We start from the raw sequence: 16,316 nt of genomic DNA on the forward strand, positions 1-16,316 counted from the left end.
ATCTCCCGCATTAATTAAAAGGATAAAGATCCTAAATCTTCCAACCCTTCGTTATCGTCGCCATCCAGCCATTCACTTTCTTTTGCCGTCCAGGCTTCTTCATTCCAGAGCTCAAATTTATTAAGCTGACCAACCAAAACAATTTTCTTATCTATATTTGCAAATGTTCTCAACTTTTCAGGCAGCAACAAACGACCTTGTCCATCCATCTCACATTCGGACGCATTTCCAATCACAAATCTTCTTAACTTACCGGCCATCTTGTTTAACGTGGGTAACTTACTAATTGTTTGTTCGAGTTTTTCCCATTCAGGCATTGGGTAAAGCCATAAGCAACCATTCTCTCCAACGCAACGCTCATTGACAGCAACAGTCACAACCATCTGGCACTCGCAACACTCCTGTAACTCTTCCCGATAACGAGTAGGAATTGCAAAACGTCCTTTACCGTCTAAATTGATTGAGCTAATGCCTCGTAACAAAATTCACCCCGAAAAACCCTTTTTCTCCACTTTTCTCCACTTATGCCCACTATAGATTTCAAACACACCCTAGTCAAGAATGATTTCATTTAGATTCTTTCTTTTTCGACAATGACTTAGACAACGATCCAGATAGCGCAAAATACCCTAAAATATCGCACAACAAATACCATCTTTTATCAAAAAGTTAATTAGCTCTAATTAGAAATTACTTTAAGTATTAAGCGTTAGAAATGCTTATGGATATTTTGGTAAAAATGAGGATTGGCTCAAAGAATGCTGTCGAGATAATTATCGAACAGTCTTTTCGGCGTCTTTGGCGACACCATGAAGGAAGGCCGGGAAATCCCGGAAAAGAAAGAAAGAGTCGGCCTATAAGCCGGGTTCTGTCGAGAACAGCCATTCATCTAGGCTGCAAGTCACCTTACAGCTCAAGCAATCTACCCAGGGACCGCGCGGGCCACGCGTCTGCCCCTCTATTTGATCTTGCTCCGGGTGGGGTTTACCATGCCACTCCTGTTACCAGTTGCGCGGTGCGCTCTTACCGCACCTTTTCACCCTTACCGGTTATAAAAACAGGCGGTATATTTTCTGCGGCACTTTCCGTAGGCTCACACCTCCCAGGCGTTACCTGGCACCCTGCCCAATGGAGCCCGGACTTTCCTCCATTTTATCTTGCGATAAAACAGCGACTGCTCAGCCGACTCTTTCAATAGATAGTGTAACACACATCCGCATCGACGCGATACGCCACAACCTTAATCAACAAGCAAAAACCAGACCAACGGAAGTCGCTAAAACTAGCGACCTTGTTTGGCTTTTTCTATATCTAAAGCGGCTTGGTACAACAACTTCTTTCTGACACCGGTTATTTCCACAGCCATTGATACCGCTGTCTTAATAGAACATTCACTCAACAAAACGCTCAGTATTTTTTCTTGCTCAGGCGTAAGAACTTGTTCTTTTTTATCAATGACGGCGCCATCGACAATAACGACAAATTCGCCTTTTCTCATATTTGCGTCTTCTTCAACCAATTTAAGCGCCTCACCTAAACTAGCTTTCACGATAGTCTCATGCAACTTAGTCAATTCCCTGGCAATAACAACTTGCCGATCCAACGGCAATACTTCTGCCATATCCTGCAATGAATCCAGAATTCGATGACTGGATTCGTAAAATACCCAAGTTATCGGGCACGTCAGCCTTTCGCTAAAAAAGGCTTTTCGGGCCGACGAGGTTCTTGGCGAAAAACCTTCAAATACAAACTGAGTGACCGGCAATCCCGCAGCGGATAATGCCGCAATCAAAGCGCACGCGCCCGGCACCGGCACAACTTCGATCCCCGCCTCCTTTGCCATTTTCACCATTGGCATACCAGGATCGCTTAAAAGCGGAGTTCCCGCATCGGAAACCAACGCGATAGATAAACCTTCGCGAAGCTTTTCCAATAACCCCTCCGAAGCTTTATCCTCATTATGTTGATGTAACGAAACCAGTTTATTGCCAATACCATAATGCTGTAACAGCATTTTTATATGCCGGGTATCTTCCGCGGCAATCAAGTCGACCTGTTTTAATATTTCAATCGCCCTGAAACTAATATCCCCCAAATTACCTATTGGAGTGGCAACCACGTATAATTTGCCGCATTCATTTGACATTCGATACACTCACATGAAAACCACTAATAAAGATGCAACCAAAATATAAACCGCCATTGTTGTACGCCCTACTTCCCAGCCTACTGCTTTTTTCCGGCTGCGTGCCTACATCTACGACAAACCCGGAAAGCGGAACGGTGCAAGAGCGGCATGACAAAGCACCTGACCCTGAAGCCCTGACAACGCAGCCGATAATAATAAATGATCAGCCAGGCCAAATCGTTGAATTATACCAATCTTCTGTCCCTCTATCGCCCCAGGAACAAAATCAGCAGCGCTTACACTCCATTGATTCATTACTTCAGGCTGGCGACGGGGCTAGCGCAAAACAAACTGCCGACACTATTAATCCTGCCGAGTTATCGCCCGAACAGCGTGTGCTACTGCGCCTTCTTTATGCCCAAATCCAGCTCAGCTTTGGCGAGGCCGAACAAGCCATTGAAAACTTGGCACAAATTCAACCGCAGCAGCTCAATTTGGAAAATCGCATTAAATACCTTCAATCTCAAGCTTTTGCTTATTCGCTAACAGGAAATCTACTAGAAGGCGCCCAATCCCGGATTGAGCTACACAGCCTGATAACATCACCTGCCGAACTGGAAAGAAATCAAGCTGCTATCCTTGAGGCATTACGCCTATTGCCCGATACCGACTTACAAACCAACCAAACAGATACCCTAGCTGGCTGGATGTCTCTAGCCAATATTTTAAAATACATAAACCAGCCTGACTTTAATACCCAAATAAATCAATGGCGCGCAACTTTTCCGGCACATCCTGCAAACCTCAGTTTCTTGGATCATCCTCAAGATACGCAGGAAAACATGCCCGGACAACCCGAAATAATCGCATTATTGCTACCTGAATCAGGTACATTCGCCCAGGCCGGCAAAGCTATTCGTGCAGGATTTACGGCAGCTTACAATCATACAAGCGGTCATTCGAAGCCCGTCATTCGCTTTTACGATAGCGAACAATCGGCACCCGCTACTTTATATAATCAAGCTACATCGGAAGGAGCCCAATTGATTATAGGTCCGCTCGCCAAAGAGCAGATCCAAAACTTGGCCGACACCGTCAGCTTTAACATACCGGTGTTGGCGTTAAATCACATACCAGGCCTGCAAAAAAATCAGCTCTACCAGTTTAGCCTCAGCCCGCTGGATGACACAGAACAAATTATCCAGAAAGCAAGAGAAGACGGCCATCGAAAAGCACTGCTGCTGATCCCCGATAATTCGCCAGGTAAACGCACCGCAAGCTATTTAAAAGAAGACTGGCAAAACCTGGACGGCATCCTTCTGGAAACGCAAACTTATAATCCCAAGGAAACCGACTTTTCATTACCGATTCAAAAGCTGCTCAACTTGGATGAAAGCGAACAACGTTATGACAAGATTCTTACACTGATACCTGGAATAAAATACACGCCTCGAAGACGGCAAGACGCCGATGCTATCCTATTAAGCGCCTATAGCGCAGAAGCACGCGCCATTAATCCCCAACTACAATTTTACCAAGCCGGAGACCTTCCCGTTTACGCGATGCCCACGGTTTATTCAGGCCAAGTCAACGCAGCATTGGATGCCGATCTGAATAAAATAATTTTTTGCGATATTCCTTGGTTATTCAATAAAACTTATCAAGGAGAACTTGGGATGGACGCCCTAAAAGAAACCTGGACGCAATTTCCCAGCTCCTATTTCCGCCTGATTGCGATGGGCATTGATTCTTATAACCTGATTACACACTTAGATAATTTGGAAGCCGACTCTTATTCCGGCGCAACCGGGAACCTATCGCTAACCACCGACCAACGCATTAAGCGCAAGCTGACATGCGCCAAATTCATTGACGGTCAACCCGAAAATACTAGCCCAGCTCCCGACAAAGAACAACCGGACAATCATGCTATTCAATAAGCTCAAGACCAAAGCCGCCCATTTAATTCGCGGCGCAAGCGCCGAGGAGCAAGCTCACAACTTCCTGATCAATAAAGGACTTAAACCGGTATGCCGGAACTTTCGCTGCAAACACGGCGAACTCGACTTGATAATGACAGACCGGCAGACATTGGTCATTATTGAAGTCCGGTTCCGCAAAACCGATAGATACGGCAGCGCAGTTGAAAGCATCACCCGCGCCAAACAATCCCGGATCATTGCAGCGACACAGATGTATCTTGCCGCCGGAAAGACGGATTGTCCTATCCGCTTTGACGTGGTCGCCATCTCAGGCAACGGACGGATAGACTGGATACAGAATGCTTTCTAAGCGGAGAGCTTGCATATAGCAAATCCAAGAATAACCAGGCAAATCCTTCAGCCTATTAAACCCAAAAAGTGTCGCAGGCTTAAGTGATAGTCTTTATAATTGCCCTCTATGAGCCTACAAAATCGCATAATTAACCATTTCACAACCAGCATCCAAACCCAGCACGATACGCTTGCCAGTCTTAGCGAACTGATCGAGTTTGCCTCGCAACGGCTGGTCGCGACCTTGCTTAACGATAAAAAAATAATAGCCTGCGGCAATGGACGCTCGGCGATTCTTGCCCAATTGCTGTCATCGGCAATGCTTAATCAATACGAGCGTGACCGCCCCTCATTACCCGCAATCGCCTTAACCACCGACACAACGACCATCACCGCGATAGCCAACGACTATCATTTTGACGATATTTTCGCTAAGCAGCTCAGGGCCTTAGGACAAAACGGCGACATAATGGTTGCTTACACCGATGGCAACAACTCCGCCAATATCGCCAAAGCCATTACCACGGCTCACGACAAAGATATTACCGTTATTGCGCTGACCGGCAACAACGGCGGCATGATTGCACCGCTACTGAATGAAACCGATATAGAAATTCGCGTGCCGTCAAACTCCAGCGTACACATTCAAGAAACCCAGGCATTGATTACCCATTGCTTGTGCGGCTTAATCGACCATCAATTATTCGGCGGTTAATTCATGAAAAAACTCTTGTTACTGTTCATAGTACCAAGCCTTCTGATCACGACGGGATGTGCGGCAATTAAAACGGACGGTCGCGTCGATTCCCTACCGATTGCGACACTTCTGACCTGCATGGATGATGGGAATGCCGAAGACTGCCGGGAGCAGTCTCGGCCGCCATCCCTGGCAGCCGGAGCGGAAATAACCGGCTTATCCTTATTAAATGACCGCCGCAGCCGCGATGCGATTTTAGCTGACGAGGCCATTGAAGATCGTGCCAACGCCAAGCTGAACACTTACTATGATTTACGCGAACAGTGCCATTTTAATATCACCGCATATAATGGCGCGGTGCTGATCACCGGCGAAACGCCGAAGGAAGAATTTCGCGACAGGATCATCGATATCGTACGCGTCATTCCCAAGGTGAAACTGGTACACGACAAGCTGGTGATAGACGATCCCAGCCCGTTAAATTTTCGCGCCAACGATACGCTGATTACCGGCAAGGTAAAAACAGCATTGGCACAAATACCAGAATTCGATGCTTCCTGGATAAAAGTCGTTACCGAACAAAGAACAGTTTACCTGATGGGCTTGGTGCATAGAAACGAGGGCGCTACCGCTATCGAAGCAGCCAGACGTCAATCCGACATTAAACAAATCATCACCGTTTTTGAATACCTTGACTAACATTGCCGCTTTACCCGCCGATTTCTTAAATCTATTAGCTAAGATTTTTGCCCCACAAAACATTTTGACCGCACCTGAAGACTGCTGGACTTACGGCTACGACAATAGCCGCCGCCATGCATTGCCCCAGGCCGTGGTATTTGCAACCACGCATGAACAAGTGGTCAGCGTCGTCAAGGCTTGCAATCAATTCAATATTGCCTTGACCACCCGCGGCCGCGGCACCGGCACGACCGGCGCGACGACTCCGCTAAAAGGCGGCCTGATCATGTCCTTAGAACGCATGAACAAACTGGTCGAATTTTCGCCGGACAACCGCTACATCACCGTAGAACCGGGTATGACCAACCAGCAGGTGCAGGACATCGCCAAAACCAAAGGGTTTTTCTGGCCGCCCGACCCAACCAGCGCGGCCTTCTGTAGCATTGGCGGCAACCTTGCCTACAATTCCGCCGGCCCCAGGGCAGTCAAATACGGCACGCCAAGAGAAAACACGCTGGGCCTGCGCGCCGTAACAGGCACAGGCAAAGAGATTCGCGTCGGCGTTCATACCAGCAAAGGCGTGGTCGGCTACGACCTGACCCGGCTGATACTCGGCTCGGAAGGGACTTTGGCGATTATTACCCAAGCCACACTGAAACTGACACCGCTACCGGAAGCGACTAAAACGCTCAGAGCCATCTATAACTCTGTTTTTGACGCAGCAAAAGCTGTTTCGGCGATCATGTCGCAACCGGTTGTTCCCTGCGCACTGGAGTTCATTGACGGCAATGCAATCAATATGATTCGGCAATATTCGGAATCCGACCTGCCCGAACATGCAGGCGCCATGCTAATGATCGAAGTCGATGGACAACGCGAAGGTCTTGATACAGCCGCTGAGAAAGTAGCGGCTGCGGCCAGCAATAACGGTCTTTTAGATATTAGGCTGGCGCAAACCGAGGCGGAAGTTAAAGCGCTATGGCAAACCCGAAAAGCGCTGTCTCCGGCATTGCGCAAGGTAGCCCCTAAAAAAATCAATGAAGACGTCGTCGTACCGGTTACTGAAATACCTGCGTTGATAGCGGGCCTGGGTGAATTATCGAAAAAATATGACTTACCTATTATCAACTTCGGCCATGCAGGTAACGGCAATATTCATGTGAATTTATTGCTCGATCCGGACGAACCCGAGCAAGGCAAAAAAGCTCACACTTGCCTGGATGAGATTTTTTCGTTGGTGCTAAAACTCAACGGCACATTATCCGGCGAACACGGCGTGGGCCTGGAAAAACGGGATTTTGTCGACAGGGAGCTGGACATGAATTCGTTGGAATTGATGCGCGACATCAAGCGCCAATTCGATCCGAACGGGATATTGAACCCGGATAAGATGTTTCCTCTGGTTTGATTAGCTCTCACCACGAAGACACGAAGTTTATATTTTTCCCTGCGCTATTAGTATCTTCGCGGCTAATAATAGAACTGAGTACATCTTACCCGTATAGTTCGCTACTGCCGTCCATATCGCCTGTCTGATTGTACAACATTGGCCGTCCTTGATTCAGCATTGCCGCCGCCGAGACAACTTTGCAAACGGCGATTTTATGGTCCCCGGCATCGGCATAATGACTGACCTCGCAATCGAAATACGCCAAACTCTCGGCTAAAACCGGCGCCCCCGTGCTAGCTGCCTGCCACTCAAATCCTTTCATCTTATCCGGTGCGGAACGGCCGAAATGCTCGGCAATTGCATAGTGCTGCTGCCCCAGCACGTTAACAGAGCAAACGCCGCTTTCTTGCAGCAAGCGGTAAGAATAATGCCCGGGATTAATGCTAATCGCCAGCAACAACGGATCAAAAGATACCTGCATCACCCAGGCTGCGGTAAACGCGTTTTGCCGCTCGCCTTTACCAACGCCGATCACGTAGATGCCGTGACTGATTTGTTTAACTAAAGTCTCAGCATTCTCGATCATTTCAATTCACCAGCTTGATGCGCATCGATAAATCGACGGCCCTGACATTCTTGGTTAACGCACCGATAGAAATATAATCAACGCCGGTTTCGGCAACGGCCCTGATATTGTCCAGGCCGATGTTGCCGGACGCTTCAAGCGCTATGCCTGCATTCAATTTGACTGCCGCCGCCATATCGTCAAGACTGAAATTGTCCAGCATGATACGGTCAGGTTTTGCTGCGACCGCTTCCAGAAATTCCTGCATCGATTCAACTTCCACTTCCACCGGAACTGAACTCAGCTCTCGCGCCGACCGGATTGCGTTAGCGATGGAACCTGCGGCAATGATATGGTTTTCCTTGATCAACACGCCGTCATATAAACCAATCCGATGGTTGTAACAGCCGCCGCAAGCAACCGCATATTTCTGCGCGTTCCTAAGGCCGGGAATGGTTTTGCGAGTATCCAGCACTTTACAGCCCGTACCGGAAACCGCTTCGGCATATTGCCTGGCAACAGTTGCTGTTGCAGATAAGGTCTGCAGCAAATTTAGGGAGGTCCGTTCTCCGGTCAGCAAAGCTCTCGCCGGGCCGCTGAGCTTGCATAAAAGTGTGTTTTTATCGACCGTCTCGCCTTCTGCAACTAGCCAATTGATGTTAATGCCCGAATCCAAATGCTTAAAGATCGCATCAAACCAGGCTTGCCCGCAAAGCACCATATCTTCCCTGGTAATGACTTCGGCTTCAGCCGCCGTAGGCTCAGGAATGATAGCAGCTGTAATGTCACCCGAGCCCATATCTTCGTCAAGGAAATGTTTAATATCTATCATGTTCAGATGTTCCGTCATAAGCTCATCAATTGTGAAAGCGCTCGCTCGGTAAGCCTTCTATTATCAATATTAACAATAGTAGCGAGCCCTTTGCGCAGTTTTTCCGCCAACTCATCAACTTGGGTTTCAAGCATTTTTGCCCCGTTTTTGCCGACAAACAGCATAGTTTCCGCCCCAGCATCTCTCCAAAGCAACTTACCCCATTGCCTTCCTGATTCCGAAAGAAACTCAACCCAGCTTTCCTCGGCAAGACTTCCGGCCTGCTCCGAGCTCTGATCCACTATCGTTTCGCTTTCTATTTTTATATCTTGGACAATTACTGAGTCGGCAGCCGGCTTGCCTTTTTTATCCATTAAAATGATATGCCATACGGCAAGATCTTTAAAAAAGCGCGCCTGTGCAGCTTTGTCATATGAAATTTGCTTCAGACCTCTCCTTAATTCCGCAATCAGTCCCGGCAGTAATTTCAATATCTGTTTTCTTTCATTATCATCGGCCGGCGGCATAACGCTTGTAATCAGGTCGTCCATCGCCTGCACCGACTTTTGCCACTGACCGTCTTCACGCGTATAAGCGTCCAACAGCACCTCAAACCAAACATTATTTAAAAATTCGCCTATCGCGTTCGGTACAGCTTTACCGATAATGCTTTTTTCAATGGTTTTAAGAACTATTTTTTTGCCTGACGCCGCTGCGTATTTATTGATCATAAACTGCTTGGCGTTTTCTTCTATATGCTGACTGCACTGTTTTTGCTTGTTTAAATAATTCGAGAACTCATACGCTTCCATTTTCCAACCGGAAAGCTCAATCCCTCTTCCGGTTATTTTTTTAATTGCGATTGTTATACGCTCCAGTATTAGCCGGTCATCATGATCATCGGCATTTAAAAACATCCCGGCTTCAATCAAATCATCAAGCAGTTGCCTGACGGGATGGCATTCATTTGTAAAAATACTGTACTGCCTCAAAGACACGGCTGCCAGCGGAATTTCCAGCCGTAAAACAGCTTTTTTTACCGAGTCTTCCAGCCACTTGTCCCGCTCTATTTCGCTAAAGATCAAAGCGACCAAATCCAGCAGGTCTTCATCATGCCTGGCCAAGATTTTGACATCAATGCTAAAGCTTAGTTCTTCCAATTTTTTAAGAACCTTGATCTTTAACGGCTGTCTTTTTGCTATCAGACCCGGGCCATCGTCAGCCAACTGAAGAGCCCGCAATGCATTTTCTATTTCGGAATATTCGTAAAATACATTTCCGGTAATTGAAATTAAATCATAAACAGAAGGAAAATGAGCCAGCCGCCATCGCTCCAATTTTTGCTGCAACAGCTCAAATGCCGCACTTGGCTGCTCGGGACTTGCATGAACAGGCTCGACCCACCGCTTGTTATCTTCCACCACGTGTAATGAAACCGGACCATCAGTTTTGCATTGCTTGATCAATTCACGGTAAATGAACCCTAGTTGAGCAAAAACATTAGCTTCAAATGTTTTATACAACGCAATCCGGCCTTCTGTGTTGAGTTTCAGCGAATTAACGACATCGACCAAGGCACGAACCAGTTTTTCAGGAAAAATAGGATTTTGACTGTCGGAAATAACTTGTTTACCCTGCTGAATCGCAAGAAGTTTGTTTAAAGCGGCCATTTCTTCATAATATGATTGTTCGCAGTGGCGAATAATCAGCATGACGGCATGATTTTCTTTTACAGTCTCGTCATTGACTAGCGATACTTTGGAAAAATCTAATTGCTCTCTTTGGCTGGTCGTTGATTTTTGGTAATTGCCATCGAAAATTTCGTTAACTTTTAGTAAGTAATTTTGCTTAATATCGCTCCGAACTAAACGAAGATATTCCAGCAGTTTGATATATTGATCTTTATTTGTTCTTTCCCTGCTCTTGCCCAGCTGCAAGCCAAACTCAAGATCAATATGCCGACAGCAATCGTCAACCGCCTGCTCAAAATGCTGGAAGAAAATTGCTTTAATTTTACTTAAAGTCTCAGTTTTATTGGATTTACCTAAACTCGAATTTGTCTGTTGCCGGTTATCCATTGCAATATATCTATTGTCATTTAAAAATAAGTTCGTCATAGCCTAGCTCCCTAATAGCATTTTGGCTAATAATAAGAGCATCTGTCTTAAATACTGTGTTTTTGCTTCCGTTTTTACTTCTCTAATTAGCTCATGAAAATAAACCGGCATTGGTTAACCGATATTCCCCGAATCCCTTCACCCAATTCTGACGAAAGACCGGACCCTGAAGACATTTCACTACTCGTTATCCACTGCATCAGTCTTCCGCCCGGCGAGTTCGGCAATCATTATATCGACCAGTTGTTCTGCAATCAGCTTAATCTTGATGAACATCCTTATTTTAAAGATATTTATCAACTTACCGTCTCGGCGCATTTGCTGATCAAGCGTGACGGAAGCTGTGTCCAATATGTACCGTTTGATAAACGCGCATGGCACGCTGGAAAATCGATATACGAAGGCAGGGAGCGATGTAATGATTTTTCTATCGGTATAGAGCTTGAAGGCACTGAACTTATCGATTACACCGATCAACAATATGCTCAACTCGCCAAGGTAATTCGCGTTTTATTTGAAACCTACCCTAAGCTATCGGCACAACGTATTACCGGGCATAGCGATATTGCGCCTGAACGAAAAACCGATCCGGGCGCATCTTTTGATTGGCAAAAACTTTCAGAACTGCTGAGGTAACTTTGATTCACCACGAACGACTGCATGGACGCAGGAGGTAGACAGAAAACCGCTCCTGCGTTTTCTGCATTCGCCACATCCTTGTGGCTTAGCAACGCAAGGAGCAGCTGCCGAGACACAAAGTGGCTAAGCCTACGTCTCCGTGATAAAAACTTTTTATACCCAAGGGGCATAAGTTTCGTTTGGGCAGACACGCTGCCCAACTCAGCTTTAAACCGGCTCTTTCGGATGCCCTAGGCCGAACGACTCGGCCAGCATTAACATCACGCCTAACGTAATAGCTGAGTCCGCAATATTAAAAGCGGGCCAATGCCAAGAATCGTAATAAACATCAAGAAAATCGATCACATATCCATAAGCCAGCCGGTCAATCAAGTTACCGACAGCTCCGCCCAAAACCAGCGCCAAAGCCACAGCCAGCAAGGTTTCATGCTTTTTCAAGCGGGTCAGCCAAACCGCTATGACCGCGCTGATCACCACCGCCAAACCGGCAAAGAACCAGCGCTGCCAACCGCCGGCTTCGCTTAAGAAGCTGAAAGCCGCGCCGGTGTTATGCACATAAGTCAGCTTAAAAAACGGCATGATCTGAATAGACTCATAAAGCTGCATCGAACCGGCGATCGCAAGCTTGCTGGCTTGATCCAAAATGACTGCCAGTAACGACAGCCATAACCATTTCAACATAACCTTATCACGCATATTGCCTATGCTCGCCATTGCCGGCTACGTTTTCGACGCAACGGCCGCACAGTTCGGGATGCTCTGCATGTTGACCGACATCAGGCCGCTGATGCCAGCAACGTACGCATTTTTCATGCCCGGAAACAACGACTTTCAATTTAACGCCTTCAATTTCAGTCTGAATAGCTTCTTCGGAAGCATTATCCTCAGTCATAACCGCAGCATTCGAGGTAATGAAGATAAAACGCAATTCATCCGACAATTGATTTAACACATCAAAAAATTCGGCATTGCAATACAGTTCGAGTTCTGCATTCAGTGAAGAGCCGATATCGCCTTTGGTCCGGCTTTTTTCCAGTTCTTTACCCACAGCCGCCCGGACTGCCATTATTTTTTGCCAGCACTCGCGATTCAGGGCCGCATCGTCGTCCAGCTTGACCAAGCCCGAATACCAGGTTTCCAAAAATACCGACTCGCTACGCTTACCCGGCATGTATTGCCAGATTTCATCGGCGGTATAACTGATAATAGGCGCCAACCAGCGAGTCAGCGCCTCAAGCACATGATACATTGCGGTTTGCGCCGAACGCCGCGCCAAGCCGTCGGCTTTGGCGGTGTATTGACGATCCTTGATGATGTCCAGGTAAAATCCGCCCAAGTCAATCACGCAAAAATGATGCACTTTTTGGTAAATATGCTGGAATTGATAGGTTTCATAGGCAGTTTTAACTTCCTCCTGCAATGTAAACGCCCTATCCATAACCCAACGATCCAGCGCCAACAAATCCTTATTGTCGACCAAATGTTGCTCAGGATCGAAATCGTCCAGGTTAGACAGCAGGAAACGCGCGGTATTTCTTAAACGGCGGTAGCCGTCCGAAGTACGCCGTAAAATCTCGTCCGATACGCTCATTTCGCCACGATAATCGGTCGAAGCAACCCATAACCGTAACACATCGGCACCAAGGTCTTTCATGACCGATTGCGGGGCAACGACGTTGCCTTTCGACTTGGACATTTTCTTGCCGTCAGCATCGACGGTAAAACCGTGTGTCAGAACGGCTTTGTAAGGCGCCACTTCGTTCATCGCGACCGAAGCCAGCAATGACGACTGGAACCAGCCTCGGTGCTGGTCGGAGCCTTCCAAATACAAATCGGCCGGAAAGTGCAATTGCTCGCGCTTTTCCAGCACGCAGGCGTGAGTCACGCCGGAGTCGAACCAGACGTCCAGCGTATCGTTGATTTTTTCGTATTGCCCTGCTTCATCGCCTAACAATTCTGCTGCGTCCAGCTCGAACCAAGCATCGATGCCTTTTTGCTCGATGCGTTCGGCCACTTGCTCAACCAGTTCAGCCGTGCGCGGATGCAATTCGCCGGTTTCTTTATGAACAAAAAACGCGATCGGTACGCCCCAAGTACGTTGACGGGAGATACACCAATCAGGCCGCCCTTCCATCATGCTTTCAATACGCGCCTGCCCCCAATCGGGAATCCAGGTTACACGCTTGACTTCGTTCAATGCCTGTTCGCGCAGCTTGTTTTTATCCATTGAGATAAACCATTGCGCCGTGGCCCGGAAAATAATCGGGGTCTTATGCCGCCAGCAATGCGGATAGCTGTGCAAAATCGCCTCGTGATGCAGCAATTTTCCTCGTTGTTCCAGCACTTCCAAGACATGGGCATTGGCGTTAAACACATGCTCGCCGGCAAACAGCTCGGTATTCGGAAGAAAAACGCCGTCGTTGCCGACCGGGTTATCGACCGGCAAACCGTATTTCAAGCCGACTACATAGTCGTCCTGGCCGTGGCCCGGCGCTGTATGTACCGCACCGGTACCGGCATCGGTAGTAACGTGATCGCCGAGAATAATAGGCACTTGCCTGTCGTAAAAAGGATGGCGCAATAACTGATGCTCTAAAGCTGCGCCTTTACAATAAGCAATAACATGATAATTTTCGATGCCATAACGCAGCATCGCATCTTTGAGCAATGCTTCGGCAACGACCAATCGTTCTTTTTCGCCGTCTTTTTCGCATTGCACTACCGCGTATTCCAAATCCGGGTTTAACGCAACGCCCTGATTCGCCGGCAATGTCCAAGGAGTAGTTGTCCAAATGACCACCGATAACGGCCCGTAACCATCATGCTCAGGCACATGATGGCATTGATTCAAAAATCCATCTTCATCGACAACCAGAAACCGCACATCGACAGCAGGCGAATGTTTATCTTCATACTCGACCTCCGCTTCCGCCAGTGCCGAACCGCAATCGGTACACCAATGCACAGGCTTGGCACCTTTTGCGATATGGCCGTTCCGGCTGATTTTGCCCAATGAACGAACGATATCGGCTTCAAACGCAAAGTCCATCGTTAAATAAGGATGATCCCAATCGCCCAAAATACCAAGACGGATAAACGCCTCTTTCTGGATATTGACCTGCTTGCCTGCATACTCGCGGCAAGCTTTACGGAATACGGCCGGAGAAACTTTAACGCCTGCTTTGCCGACTTTTTTCTCTACCTGTAGCTCAATCGGCAAACCGTGACAATCCCATCCCGGCACATAAGGTGCATCGAAACCGCTTAATGACTTGGATTTAATGATGATGTCTTTCAACACTTTATTAACTGCGTGGCCGATGTGAATTTCGCCGTTCGCGTACGGAGGGCCGTCATGCAGGATAAATTTTGGCCGTCCGGCAAATTCCTTTCTGATCTTATTATATAGATCCATTTCATTCCATTTTTTCAGGCGTTCCGGCTCGCGTTGCGCCAGATTGCCTTTCATAGGAAATGCGGTATTGGGTAAATTCAGTGTTTTTTTATAATCCATCGTCATAACAATTAAACTCGGCAAAAATCTTTATCATCAGAGATGATGTGTATGCCGCCAACCGGTCAGAAACCGGCGCGGCGATCACCAGAAACGGTGTCCATACTGCTAGCGTACATGGAGCTCAGAGCAGCTTTGGCCGCAGCCACATCTTTTACAATCTGGGCTTTAAGCTCATCTAGTGACTGAAACCGCATTTCATCCCTGATCTTTTGTTTGAAATGCACTTCGACATAACGCCCGTAAATTTCTTTATCAAAATTAAATAAGTGAGCTTCCAATATAACCTTTGAACCACCATCAACCGTAGGCCGGGTACCTACATTCGCAACACCTTCAAACTCGCAACCGTCAATACCGGTCATGGTTACGGCAAATACGCCGTTAACAGGAGCGTTTTTTCTAAACATCTGTATGTTGGCAGTGGGATAGCCAATAGTCCGCCCTCGTTTGTCGCCATGAGCCACCCGTCCGCAAACAGAATAGCAATAACCCAGCAATTTTTCAGCCAAAGCCAAATCGCCGCTTCCTAACGCATCCCTGATCAAGGTACTGCTCACTCGAAGCCCGTCTACTTGATAAGACCCGGTGTCTTCCACATCGAAGTTAAATAACTTGCCCTTATCCTTAAGCATCGCGAAATTGCCGCGTCTGGCCTTGCCAAAATGAAAATCATCGCCAACCACCAGATGTTTTACATTCAACTTTTTTACCAAAACATCTTCAATGAACTGCTCTGCATCACAGTTGGCAAAGTATTGATTAAATCGTAATATCAGCAAATCATCAATGGGTAATTCAGAAAACCGGATCACTTTCTCGCGCAAGCGCATTAGCCTCGACGGCGCATTTTCTCCCAGAAAATACTCCAACGGTTGCGGCTCAAAGGCCATGGCGACAACGGGCAGCGCTAATGCCTTACCTCGCTCAGCCAGCTTTTTTATTACTGCTCTATGCCCTAAATGCAATCCGTCAAAATTTCCGATCGTCAATACACAACCGTTTCTTAACGGTTCCAAATGAGATAATCCTCTAATAAGACGCATGAATGTAGTAAATTCAAAAAGGTTTTATTCTACCATGGGTAGCTATAGCGTGAACTAAATCATCCTAACCGAATTGTTGTACTCAAAAAAAAAGCCCGGTGGAATCCCACCGGGCTTTCTATTTTGTAAATCAGTAATGATTTATTTCAGCATTGATTTTTTGAACATGCTGTCCAATTTGCTGTTTGTGTCTTGAGCATATTGAGCTGCACGGTTAGCAGCTGCTTCAGCAGAAGCAGCTTGAGCAGAAGCAGAATCAGCAGCGCTTTTTGCACTAGCTGCATCAGCAGATGCTTGAGCAACTGAAGTTTTCAAACCGTCAATTTGTGATTGCAGGTTTTCTACGTCTGAAGTGCTTGCGCAACCAACAGCCAAGCTAGCAACCAAAGCAACCATTGATAATTTCATTACTTTTTTCATATTATTTTTCCTTCTTAAAGTGATTACAACAAAAA

The 16,316-nt window shown here is 47.1% G+C and carries 15 protein-coding genes and 1 other RNA gene; 6 read left to right on the plus strand and 10 right to left on the minus strand.

The features are described 5' to 3' along the window. Positions 1–14 precede the first annotated feature (14 nt). The 3 genes from mraZ to rsmI all read right to left on the minus strand — a co-directional run bounded on the left by mraZ (position 15) and on the right by rsmI (position 2,146). A complete protein-coding gene (gene mraZ, locus EKO24_RS16795; protein ID WP_127028085.1) occupies positions 15–482 on the minus strand; it encodes a division/cell wall cluster transcriptional repressor MraZ in 468 nt (155 codons plus the stop codon). 359 nt (positions 483–841) lie between these two features. After that, an RNA gene (gene rnpB, locus EKO24_RS16800) (RNase P RNA component class A) lies at positions 842–1,190 on the minus strand. Between the two features lie 92 nt (positions 1,191–1,282). Continuing rightward, positions 1,283–2,146 carry a 16S rRNA (cytidine(1402)-2'-O)-methyltransferase gene (gene rsmI, locus EKO24_RS16805; RefSeq protein ID WP_127028086.1) on the minus strand — a complete coding sequence of 288 codons (864 nt, stop codon included), beginning with the start codon at positions 2,144–2,146 and terminating at the stop codon, positions 1,283–1,285. 32 nt (positions 2,147–2,178) lie between these two features. Here rsmI and EKO24_RS16810 point away from each other — a divergent pair, with 32 nt between their 5' ends. The 5 genes from EKO24_RS16810 to EKO24_RS16830 all read left to right on the plus strand — a co-directional run bounded on the left by EKO24_RS16810 (position 2,179) and on the right by EKO24_RS16830 (position 7,187). Further along, complete coding sequence (locus tag EKO24_RS16810) at positions 2,179–4,068, plus strand: penicillin-binding protein activator (protein WP_127028087.1); 1,890 nt, start codon at positions 2,179–2,181, stop codon at positions 4,066–4,068. Next, complete coding sequence (locus EKO24_RS16815; protein ID WP_127028088.1) at positions 4,055–4,420, plus strand: YraN family protein; 366 nt, start codon at positions 4,055–4,057, stop codon at positions 4,418–4,420. Before EKO24_RS16810 ends, EKO24_RS16815 begins: the two co-directional genes overlap by 14 nt. Before the next feature lie 108 nt (positions 4,421–4,528). Further along, positions 4,529–5,116: an SIS domain-containing protein gene (locus EKO24_RS16820; protein ID WP_127028089.1), complete on the plus strand. Its 588-nt coding sequence runs from the start codon at positions 4,529–4,531 to the stop codon at positions 5,114–5,116. Positions 5,117–5,119: 3 nt separating this feature from the next. Then, entirely contained in the window at positions 5,120–5,797 is a 678-nt protein-coding gene (locus EKO24_RS16825) for a BON domain-containing protein (protein ID WP_127028090.1), read from the plus strand. Then, entirely contained in the window at positions 5,790–7,187 is a 1,398-nt protein-coding gene (locus tag EKO24_RS16830; protein WP_206667303.1) for an FAD-binding oxidoreductase, read from the plus strand. Before EKO24_RS16825 ends, EKO24_RS16830 begins: the two co-directional genes overlap by 8 nt. Before the next feature lie 85 nt (positions 7,188–7,272). On the opposite strand, the gene EKO24_RS16835 is transcribed toward EKO24_RS16830, so the two are convergent. From EKO24_RS16835 to EKO24_RS16845, 3 genes are read right to left on the minus strand one after another with little or no spacing between them, the layout of a single operon-like run. Further along, a complete protein-coding gene (locus tag EKO24_RS16835; protein WP_127028091.1) occupies positions 7,273–7,755 on the minus strand; it encodes a flavin reductase family protein in 483 nt (160 codons plus the stop codon). A gap of 1 nt (position 7,756) precedes the next feature. Then, positions 7,757–8,566, minus strand: a complete 810-nt coding sequence (nadC, locus tag EKO24_RS16840; RefSeq protein WP_421743944.1) for a carboxylating nicotinate-nucleotide diphosphorylase — start codon at positions 8,564–8,566, stop codon at positions 7,757–7,759. A gap of 14 nt (positions 8,567–8,580) precedes the next feature. After that, positions 8,581–10,662, minus strand: a complete 2,082-nt coding sequence (locus EKO24_RS16845) for a DUF1631 family protein (RefSeq protein WP_127028093.1) — start codon at positions 10,660–10,662, stop codon at positions 8,581–8,583. A 93-nt stretch (positions 10,663–10,755) separates the two neighbouring features. Here EKO24_RS16845 and ampD point away from each other — a divergent pair, with 93 nt between their 5' ends. Then, positions 10,756–11,298, plus strand: coding sequence for a 1,6-anhydro-N-acetylmuramyl-L-alanine amidase AmpD (ampD, locus tag EKO24_RS16850; protein WP_127028094.1), 543 nt, complete (start codon positions 10,756–10,758; stop codon positions 11,296–11,298). Between the two features lie 210 nt (positions 11,299–11,508). Here ampD and lspA read toward each other — a convergent pair whose 3' ends face one another. The 4 genes from lspA to EKO24_RS16870 form a co-directional block, all read right to left on the minus strand. Continuing rightward, positions 11,509–11,982, minus strand: coding sequence for a signal peptidase II (gene lspA / locus EKO24_RS16855; RefSeq protein ID WP_196240034.1), 474 nt, complete (start codon positions 11,980–11,982; stop codon positions 11,509–11,511). A gap of 7 nt (positions 11,983–11,989) precedes the next feature. After that, on the minus strand, positions 11,990–14,821 hold the full coding sequence (gene ileS, locus EKO24_RS16860; RefSeq protein ID WP_127028096.1) for an isoleucine--tRNA ligase: 2,832 nt from the start codon (positions 14,819–14,821) through the stop codon (positions 11,990–11,992). A 59-nt stretch (positions 14,822–14,880) separates the two neighbouring features. Continuing rightward, entirely contained in the window at positions 14,881–15,861 is a 981-nt protein-coding gene (gene ribF, locus EKO24_RS16865) for a bifunctional riboflavin kinase/FAD synthetase (RefSeq protein ID WP_127028097.1), read from the minus strand. A 141-nt stretch (positions 15,862–16,002) separates the two neighbouring features. Next, positions 16,003–16,281: an Lpp/OprI family alanine-zipper lipoprotein gene (locus EKO24_RS16870; RefSeq protein WP_127028098.1), complete on the minus strand. Its 279-nt coding sequence runs from the start codon at positions 16,279–16,281 to the stop codon at positions 16,003–16,005. Positions 16,282–16,316: the final 35 nt, after the last annotated feature.

It is taken from the genome of Candidatus Methylobacter oryzae (assembly GCF_003994235.2).
In the GTDB taxonomy this organism is placed as follows: domain Bacteria; phylum Pseudomonadota; class Gammaproteobacteria; order Methylococcales; family Methylomonadaceae; genus Methylobacter_A; species Methylobacter_A oryzae.